2 protein-coding genes are annotated in these 1,765 nt (G+C 38.4%); both read left to right on the top strand.

The genetic code is table 11. The annotated features are described in order from the left end of the window. Window positions 1-832 precede the first annotated feature (832 nt). A complete protein-coding gene (locus tag C2M25_RS07360; RefSeq protein ID WP_105180781.1) occupies window positions 833-1,129 on the top strand; it encodes a YrhB domain-containing protein in 297 nt (98 codons plus the stop codon). Between the two features lie 171 nt (window positions 1,130-1,300). Then, the gene (locus C2M25_RS07355; protein WP_158679692.1) at window positions 1,301-1,570 is read left to right on the top strand and encodes a hypothetical protein; all 270 of its coding nucleotides are present in this window, start codon (window positions 1,301-1,303) and stop codon (window positions 1,568-1,570) included. The last annotated feature ends 195 nt before the right edge of the window (window positions 1,571-1,765 follow it).

Here is a 1,765-nt window from a genome sequence, read left to right as displayed (position 1 = left end):
CCAACCTAAATAAGCATTAATTGTTCTTAATGAATACTGACGAGTGAGCATATAGTCTGCAATGTAGTTTAAATAAGGAGAGCGAGTTTTCATTTTCATTCCTTTGAAATGAAGCTGTATATATATACAGCTTTAGCTCAGTAGCTCGTATAATCAAGAAAACGACCCAATCGCTCGTTTTTATCCTGAGGTAAAAGCGAGAACTCCTAAATTTTAATAACACTGGTAATTAGTTAACAAGTTTGTTAGAAATAATCTAATAAGAAAAACGAGCTACGCTGTGGTAGAAAAACGCGCGATTAGCTCGCTATAAACATGTTAGGCAACTCGATGAAATGTAGCGTCTGTGGAAATAAATCTAAACGGAAAATCGAATTTAAAATTAGTCTGTTAGATTGTTTTGGATTGTTTGTACTTTGCATTCCTTTCGCCTCAATTTTGTTTGCGATAGTCTACGGAGTAACATCACTGTTTGTAGGTGCCGTTGGATCAATTTTGGCAGGTGTAAACACAAACCCTGTACTTTTAAGGTCTTTAGTATCTGTAGTTATTTTGTATTTAATACTTGCACGCTTTTTAGTGAAGTACATGCCAAAATTGCTCAACATTCTTGGGTATTTCATCAACTATAAGTTGGTTATCTCGGCAGATTGTGACAAATGTAATCAAAGGTGTGTAATGCATAGTTACCCAACTGAGCCTCATGCGTAACACATTGCCTAACAAGCAATTAAACAGGGATAAAAAACTTGCGGGCTATTCGCTTCGCTCAATTTTAGCCTACAATTTTTTACCCGTTAATCGAGCGTTATGTGTCAAAAGAGTTCGGAGCATGAATAAGCAAGAAGCACAAAAATTGGTAGAAGTTGAACTTGAAAAAAGTGCCGATAAATTCGATCCAGTAGAGTGTGTCATTCTTGAAGAAGAAACTATTGAAAAGCAGTGGGGTTGGGTGTTTTTCTACCAAGCTAAATCATATTTTGAAACGGGTGATTTCCGTGAAATGCTAGGTGGCAATGCTCCAATAATTGTAAATCGCAATACAGGTGAGCTTTTTCATACTGGCACAGCTCATGAAGTGGAACATTATATAAGCGAATATGAAGCTAAATTACCAGCAAACACATAACAAGCCGCTCAAATTCGTTCCGGCCACAAAAAGCATGTCCTCCACCGGACTCGCTAACGCTCGCCGTTTAGCGGGGCGTTATATTTCAATCAAGGTGTGTCGGTGACGTCGAAGATTTGGATTCTAGTAATTTCATTGTTTTTTGTTAGCCCCACTATGGCTAAGAGTGAGATGAACCCAAGAGTTTCAGCGATAAAAAGCAACTTAATCTATGAGGGAACCTTTGTAGAGGCCGAAGTGATTGGACTGATCGTAAAAAGTGATAATGATGCTTTTACGCTTATGCTTGATAGCGATAATCAAATTTGGTTTGGCGATTCGTTTGTAATGTCCAATGAAGAAAAAAAGCATGTGGCCCCATATTTAGTAAAAATATTCGAAGAGGCAACTGATCCGCAGCAAAAAGCTGCAATAGCAACAATATTAAAGGCAATGCTATGAAATATAACAAGTTGCTAAAGTTCGTTCGTACACTCACTGGGACAATTAGCAGTTGGCTTGGCGCTTCGCGCAAGTATATCCAACTGTTAATTGCCCCTTAGCAAAGCGTTGGTATGACTCCCCATGTCAAGCAGGGTACACCGATCCCTGCCTAAACTTTTAAGCCTTTAATAATCTGTCTTTCACCCAATAAAG

Origin of the sequence: Pseudoalteromonas sp. T1lg21 (assembly GCF_002964625.1) — a bacterium.
Classification (GTDB): domain Bacteria; phylum Pseudomonadota; class Gammaproteobacteria; order Enterobacterales; family Alteromonadaceae; genus Pseudoalteromonas; species Pseudoalteromonas gelatinilytica.
The sequence above is the reverse complement of the archived record's forward strand: the minus strand, read 5'-3'. Positions and strand labels throughout refer to the sequence as shown.